This window comes from Bradyrhizobium sp., from assembly GCF_049581145.1.
GTDB lineage: Bacteria > Pseudomonadota > Alphaproteobacteria > Rhizobiales > Xanthobacteraceae > Bradyrhizobium.
This window is the reverse complement of record NZ_JBAURI010000710.1, coordinates 1-7,135: the sequence shown is the minus strand read 5'-3', so window position 1 is coordinate 7,135 and position 7,135 is coordinate 1. Positions and strand designations below refer to the sequence as shown.

General features: G+C 62.7%; 7 protein-coding genes. 6 read left to right on the top strand and 1 reads right to left on the bottom strand.

Annotated features, from left to right (window positions below):
- From WCB02_RS23095 to WCB02_RS23080, 4 genes are all read left to right on the top strand, one after another.
- A partial coding sequence (locus WCB02_RS23095; protein WP_423961763.1) for a NirA family protein occupies positions 1-1,672 on the top strand: 1,672 nt, incomplete at its 5' end.
- Positions 1,669-3,273: a sulfite reductase subunit alpha gene (locus tag WCB02_RS23090; protein WP_423961760.1), complete on the top strand. Its 1,605-nt coding sequence runs from the start codon at positions 1,669-1,671 to the stop codon at positions 3,271-3,273. The genes WCB02_RS23095 and WCB02_RS23090, both read left to right, overlap by 4 nt.
- A gap of 162 nt (positions 3,274-3,435) precedes the next feature.
- A complete protein-coding gene (locus WCB02_RS23085) occupies positions 3,436-3,609 on the top strand; it encodes a hypothetical protein (protein ID WP_423961757.1) in 174 nt (57 codons plus the stop codon).
- Positions 3,610-3,787: 178 nt separating this feature from the next.
- A complete protein-coding gene (locus WCB02_RS23080) occupies positions 3,788-4,087 on the top strand; it encodes a hypothetical protein (RefSeq protein WP_423961756.1) in 300 nt (99 codons plus the stop codon).
- Positions 4,088-4,241: 154 nt separating this feature from the next.
- Here the strand turns inward: WCB02_RS23080 and WCB02_RS23075 are convergent, their stop codons facing one another.
- Positions 4,242-4,559, bottom strand: a complete 318-nt coding sequence (locus tag WCB02_RS23075; protein ID WP_423961754.1) for a Rap1a/Tai family immunity protein — start codon at positions 4,557-4,559, stop codon at positions 4,242-4,244.
- Between the two features lie 721 nt (positions 4,560-5,280).
- On the opposite strand from WCB02_RS23075, the gene WCB02_RS23070 reads away from it, so the two are divergent.
- Together WCB02_RS23070 and WCB02_RS23065 are read left to right on the top strand one after the other, a co-directional pair.
- Complete coding sequence (locus tag WCB02_RS23070) at positions 5,281-6,966, top strand: virginiamycin B lyase family protein (RefSeq protein WP_423961753.1); 1,686 nt, start codon at positions 5,281-5,283, stop codon at positions 6,964-6,966.
- Positions 6,926-7,135, top strand: a 210-nt coding sequence (locus WCB02_RS23065; RefSeq protein ID WP_423961765.1) for a hypothetical protein, incomplete at its 3' end; no start/stop codon positions are given. The genes WCB02_RS23070 and WCB02_RS23065, both read left to right, overlap by 41 nt.

The following is a 7,135-nucleotide window of genomic DNA, read 5'->3' as shown; positions in this document are numbered from 1 at the left end:
GAGCAGGGCCAATGCCGAGCCGACCGGCCCCGAGGCCGCGCACATCAAGGCGCAGGACAGGGTCACGGCTTCCGGCAAGAAGCTTGCGGACCAGGAAAAGTTCAAGCGCGAGCAGCATCCTTTCGATGCCTATCAGCGGCTGAAGCAGCAGGCGCTCGACAATGCGCCGCCGTCACCGGCGGACAATTTCCGCTGGCGCTATTACGGCCTGTTCTATGTGGCGCCGGCGCAGGATTCCTACATGTGCCGGCTGCGGATCCCGAACGGCATCCTCAAGCACTGGCAGTTGGCCGGATTGGCCGATCTCGCGGAAAACCTATGCGGACCTTACTCCCACGTCACGACCCGGGCCAATCTGCAGCTCCGCGAGATCCCGCCCAGGCATGCGGTGGCGCTGATCGAGGGCATTCAGGACTTGGGCCTGTGCTCGCGTGGCTCGGGTGCCGACAACATCCGCAACGTCACGGGCACGCCGACCGCTGGCATCGATCCGCAGGAGCTGCTGGACACGCGGCCGTTTGCGCGGGAGTGGCACTACCACATCCTCAACGACCGCTCGCTCACGGGATTGCCGCGCAAGTTCAACGTCGCCTTCGACGGCGCCGGCAAGATCGCGGTGCTGGAAGACACCAACGACATCGCGTTTTCCGCCGTTGAGGTGAAGGACGGTTTTGGCGCCGAGCCGGGCGTGTGGTTTCGCCTCGGCGTCGGCGGCATCACCGGGCACAGGGATTTCGCGAGGGAGACCGGCATCATCGTCCGGCCGGCGGATGCGACCAAAGTCGCCGACGCCATCGTGCGCGTTTTCATCGATCTCGGTGACCGCACCAACCGGCTGAAGGCGCGCCTGAAATATGTGCTCGACAGCCTGGGCGTGGACGAATTCATCACCGCCGTCGAGCAGCGGCTCGGCAGCAAGCTGACGCGCGCGCCGGCGGAGGCGATCGCGCCGCGCCCGGCCTTCGACCGCATGGCGCATATCGGGACGCATCCGCAGAAGCAGGCCGGGCTGAACTGGATCGGCGTTGCGCTTCCGGTCGGCAAGCTCAGCTGCGACCAGATGCGCGGCCTCGCCAGCATCGCGAGCGATCTCGGCGATGGCGAGATCCGCCTGACGGTGTGGCAGAATCTTTTGATCTCAGGCGTGCGCGACGACAATTTGGCGCTGGCGAATGCCGCCATCGAACAACTCGGCCTTGCGGTCAGGACATCGCAGATCCGCGCCGGATTGATCGCCTGCACCGGCAATGCCGGTTGCAAGTTCGCGGCCTCCGACACCAAGCGCCACGCGGCCGAGATCGGCGACTGGTGCGAGCCGCGCGTGACGGTCGATACCCCGCTCAACATCCATCTTACCGGCTGCCACCATTCCTGCGCCCAGCATTATATCAGCGACATCGGCCTGATTGCCGCCAAAGTGCCGCTGGGCGAGGGCGACGACACCATCGAGGGCTATCATCTGTTCGCCGGCGGCGGCTTCGGGCCGCAGGCCGAGATCGGGCAGGAGGTCTATCACGACCTCAAGGCCGAAGACGCGCCCCGGACCATCGAGAAGCTGTTGAAGGCCTATCTGGCTTATCGCGCCTCGCCCGACGAAACCTTCCTCAGCTTTGCGCGCCGCCACGACGGCGAAGCGTTACGCAAGCTCGCCGACGCGGAGATGTCCTCATGAACCAGATCACCCCGCCGCCGAAACTCGAAATCATTCCGTCGAGCGCGCCTTTCACCGAAGCACAGCGTTCATGGCTCAACGGCTTCCTGGCCGGTCTTCTCACCAATGACGGACCGGCGGCGCTCCCGGCCGAGCAGGGCGCCGCCATCCTGCAGGGAGCCGCCGGCGATGGCGACGACGGCGAGGCGCCCTGGCACGACCAGACCATGGCGATGGCCGAGCGCATGAAGCTGGCCGCAGGCCGTCCGCTGCGGCGGCGGATGATGGCGGCGATGGCGCAGCAGGATTGCGGCCAGTGCGGCTATAACTGCCACGACTATTCCGAGGTGATCGCCAGCAAAAGCGAAGCGCGGCTCAATCTCTGCGTCCCCGGCGGCAAGGAAACCGCGCGGATGCTGAAGTCGCTGTACGAAGAGCTGGACAAGGCGCCAGCCGCGGCGTCGGCCACCGCTGTCCCTGCGGTCACGGTGACCACGACCATCACCGAGCCCGGCCGTTGCCGCGACAATCCTATCGCGGCGACGTTCGTCTCGCGACGGCTGCTCAACAAGAAGGGCTCGGAGAAGGAGACCTGGCATATCGACTTCGATCTCGCGGGCTGCGGCCTCGATTATGTCGTCGGCGATTCCTTCGGCATTTTTGCCAGGAACGATCTCGGGCTGGTCGACCAGATCATCGCGCTGCTTGGCGCCTCCCATACCACCGCGGTGCGGGGCAAGACCTTGCGCGAGGTGCTGATCGAGGAGGTGTCGCTGGCGCCGGCGCCTGACACGCTGTTCGAATTGATCTCGTACCTCACGGGCGGCGCGCAACGCGAGAAGGCCCGCGCGCTGGCGCAGGGCGAGGACCCCGATGGCGACGCCGCCAATCTCGACGTGATGGCCGGCTTGCTGAAATTTTCCGGCATCCGGCCGCATCCCGAGGCCTTCGTCGAGGCGCTGGAGCCGTTGCAGCCGCGGCTCTATTCGATCTCCTCGTCGCACAATGCGACGCCGGGAAAACTCTCGCTCACGGTCGATTGCGTGCGCTATGTGGTCGGCAAGCGCAAGCGGCTCGGGCTCGCCTCGACCTTCCTCGCCGAGCGCGTCAATCCCGGCGATGAGGTGAAGGTTTACGTGCAGAAGGCGCATGGTTTTGCGCTGCCGCAGGATCCGAAGACGCCGATCATCATGATCGGGCCGGGCACCGGCATCGCGCCGTTCCGCGCCTTTCTGCTCGACCGCAAGGCGACCGGCGCGCAGGGCAAGAACTGGCTGTTCTTCGGCCATCAGCGCAGCGACTGCGATTTCTTCTATGCCGACGAGCTTAACGCCATGAAGACGTCGGGCCTGCTGACACGGCTGTCGCTGGCCTGGTCGCGCGACGGCGAGAAGAAATTCTATGTGCAGGATCGCATGCGCGAAGTCGGACGCGAAGTGTGGACCTGGCTCGCCGAGGGCGCCAATGTCTATATCTGCGGCGATGCCAAGCGCATGGCCAAGGATGTCGAGCGCGCGATGGTCGATATCGTCGCGCAATTTGGTGCCCGATCGACCGACGAAGCCATAAGCTTCGTCGCGGAGCTGAAGAAGAAGGGCCGGTTCCAACAAGACGTCTATTGAGGCGGCAACTGGTTCCGATTCGCATCAAATGCCGGCGAGTAAAATTCTCCGCTTCTTCAGCCATGGAGAATTACTGACTTCTGAGAGATTCGATTTGCGTTCGATATCACTATTTGCGGAGCTGCCTTGCCAGGCGCCGCAAACCGTAGTGGAATCGACTCCATGGCGTATTGGAGCAGGACCCTGCGCGAATTGGCGGCGGAAGCCCGTTTGCACCGTTACGCACGCGCTCTGTCCCGGCGCAGCCGCTCCGGCGTTCGGGTGGCCGCGCTCTATTTTGCCGTGGCCGTGGTCGCGATGCTCGTGGTCGGTACGCTGTCGGGATATCCGTTCTAGCCTGGGCTTGCGAATTTGGTTGGCGTCGCGCGCCGAGATCTGGACGGGGCAGGACGCAAAAGAGCCTGGTCAGATGGCATGGGCGAAATGTTGTCCCCGCGCGCCGCAATCTCCGCTATGCTGGCATGAGGGGGAACGGAGGTCGTTCGCTCACTCGCCACGAATGTCGGGACAACCCATGCGCGCGAAGCTTGCCGTCGTAACTTCGATCACGCTTCTTGCAGCCTCCGGTAGCCACGCGGACGATAACAAGGCGTGCATATCGAAGGCAGCCGAAGCGTTGCCGCACATCGCCGGGCTGGTGATCAAGAAAACCCATACCCGGCCTGTTCCCGCGTCGATCCTGTCGACGTGGCAGGGCCAGACAAGACCGATCATGGTTGATGTCGATACCGTGCTGGGCGATGAGCAACAGACCTATTCATACATGTGTGTGCTGACGAAGGGCGCGCCGTACGTGCGCCGCGTCATGAGCTAGGCATCAGCCGGAAGGTCCGCACGGGCTTTTCGAAAAAATCCCGCTCAACCCGACCGGGCGATCGCGACGGTGTCCGGAATGATGGGGCGATCGAGGAAATGGCGGCATCATACGAAGCCTGGTTCGCGCTTCGATCCTTGGCCGCTTGCTCAGGTCACTGACATGACCAGGTTGATTTGATCGCCTTTACGACGCCAACCCCTGCGCGGTCTCTCCATTTTTCTGGATGAACCATTGCCCATTTTTTAAATGTTTGAGATAGAACATCACTCGTCACCGTACCCTCTGCCGTGCAGGACATATTGAACCAGACTCCAGTTACGAAGCCCAAACAATAGGCCGCACCAACATCGCTGGCGCTTACGCAGGCCTTATAAAGATCGCCAGTGGTCGCCTCCAGAGCTTCGGCCGGCGCCGTGGCCGCCGCCAGGAAAACCAATGTAGCGCATCGCAGACGGTTCGCGCTTGTCACGACAGACCTACCCTCCGGTTAGCAGCAAGATGGCTGAGTGCGTTCAAAATCCGGAAATGAAGAGTCCGGTCGCCGAGTTCTGCCCGTCTTCCAACCTCCAGCTTGTGCCATGAAAGAGATCATCTTGGCCGACGTTCCCGAGCAGCTGATCTATCGGCAACAATGATAGCGGACATTGGCGCTGTGACGAAGTCCTTCCCGTATATCGGCAAGTGCTTCGACCCCGAGCAGCGGCAAACCCCGGCACGCGCGAGGCACACGATGACGGAACGCAAGGTTGTCAATGAGGCGGCGTGTCTTTCGGGCATGGCGAAGTCAACGGATGTCGCGCGCCAGGCATGCTATACCGGAACCGAAAAGGTTCCAATGTCTGATGTCTGATCGGGTCATTCAAGATTTAATCGAATTGCGCGCCATGGTGGCACGATCTGAGGTTGTATTCGAAGGCAGCCTCGTCGCATCGGTGGCCGGAACTGTCGTCATTCGATAGAAAAGCCGCCGCCGAGCTGAGAACATCGGCGACGGCTTCCCCACGGGCCGAAGCGCGCCCGCAATCAGTTAGGCCGTAGCCGCTGAATCACAGGTTACCTCGCCAACCTGAACGCGGTTTTGTGCCGAGCGGCCGCCAGACCCTGCCCGGCATTTTACGGGCGACAGCCTTGCCGCGCCCAGGCAGGTGCGCCTATGCTGGCCGCAATCAAGAAAATCGCCCGGAGGACTCATGCGCTATCCGCCTCTTACTGCTGCAGGCCTGGCTTTCATCTTGGCCGCGGGGTTTCCGTCCATTGCTTCGGCGCAAGCGCCGGCGGCGCTCACCGGCGTGGTCAGATCGTCGGATGAAGCGGCGATGGAGGGCGTGCTGGTGAGCGCCACCAGGGACGGCTCGACCATCACGGTCACGGTCGTGACCGACGCGGACGGCCGCTACCGTTTTCCTGCAAGCCGGCTCGGACCGGGGCAATATGCTCTCAACGTGCGTGCGGTCGGCTACGAGCTCGAGACGCCGCAAAAAATCGAGATCAAGTCGGTCGAAGCCCCGGATCAAACAGCCGCCACCGGCGATCTCAGGCTCGGCAAGACCAAGGACCTCGCCGCGCAACTGTCGAACGGAGAATGGCTCGCGAGCATTCCCGGCACCGATCAGCAGAAGGACCAATTGCTGAACTGCGTCGGCTGTCACCGGGTCGAACGCATCATGCGCTCGAAATATGACTCGGAGGGTTTTCTCAGCCAGATCCTGCCGCGCATGCAGGGCTATGTGCAGCAGAGCCTGCCGATCCACCCGCAATTGCGCCCCGCCGAACGGCGGATGGAAGAGCAGGGTGAAGACCGCATCCAGGTCTATCGCAGTGCTGCGGATTATCTGAGCACGATCAATCTCAGCAAGGCCGAGCAATGGACATACGCGCTCAAGACCTTCGCCCGCCCGAAGGGCCGGGCGACGCGGGTGATCTATACGGAATACGATCTGCCGCGCGAGACGATGGCGCCGCATGATGTGATGCTGGACAAGGACGGGATCGTCTGGTTTTCGGGTTTCGGCGAGCAAGTCCTCGGCCGGCTCGATCCGAAGACCGGCAAGGTGACCGAGTATCCCTATCCGAAACACCGGGAAGATGCGCCGACCGGCAGCCTCGGCCTGCGCGCCGACCCCGCGGGCAACCTGTGGCTCGGCAACATGTACCAGGCGACGATCGTGAAGTTCGATCCGAAGGACGAGAAATTCCAGTTCTGGACGCTGCCGGCTGAGCAGAATATCGACGCCGCCCAGATCAACATGGTCAGCCCGCAGCATTCCGACGTCGACGGCAAGGTCTGGACCCAGAACAACGGCTTTGCTGGCGTGCATCGCCTCGACATCGCGACGGGCAAGATCGAGACCTGGGAGCCGTTCGCGAGCGCGCCGAGGGGCCAGTCGCACAACATCTACGATGTCATCCCGGATTCCGAAAACAACGCCTATTTCACCGATTTCCGTCAGGGCCAGATCGGGCGCATCGACGCCAAGACCGGCAAGATCTCGCTGTTCCAGACGCCGACGCCGCACTCGGCGCCGCGACGCGGCAATATGGACGGGCAGGATCGGCTCTGGTTCGGCGAATATCGCGGCGACCGGATCGGGATGTTCGATACCAGGACGCGCGAGTTCAGGGAATGGAAACTCAATACGCGCTGGTCGGCGCCTTATGACGCCGTGCTCGACAAGAACGAAGAGGCGTGGACGGGATCGATGGTGACCGACCAGGTGACGCGGCTGAACACCAGGACCGGCGAAATGGTCGACTATCTGCTGCCGCGTTCCACCAACATCAGGAGGGTTTTCGTCGACAACAGCACCACGCCGGTCAGCTTCTGGGTCGGCAGCAATGACGGCGCCTCGATCGTCAGGATCGAACCGCTGGATTGAGGACGCGACGCGTTTGCGCAGAGATCGTCCTCAAAACGATAATCGGAAGGGCCAGGGCGTTTCCATCGGGAACCGTCGCGCTTTGGACGCAAATTCGTGTCATGATGCCTGGATGCTGCACCGGATTTCCCTGCTGGCCGCCTGGGTGATGGTCGCGCTGTCGATCTTC

Coding starts and splice junctions, on each gene's coding strand:
- WCB02_RS23090 (WP_423961760.1), top strand. CDS start 1,669: ATGAACCAGATCACCCCGCCGCCGAAACTCGAAATCATTCCGTCGAGC.
- WCB02_RS23085 (WP_423961757.1), top strand. CDS start 3,436: ATGGCGTATTGGAGCAGGACCCTGCGCGAATTGGCGGCGGAAGCCCGT.
- WCB02_RS23080 (WP_423961756.1), top strand. CDS start 3,788: ATGCGCGCGAAGCTTGCCGTCGTAACTTCGATCACGCTTCTTGCAGCC.
- WCB02_RS23070 (WP_423961753.1), top strand. CDS start 5,281: ATGCGCTATCCGCCTCTTACTGCTGCAGGCCTGGCTTTCATCTTGGCC.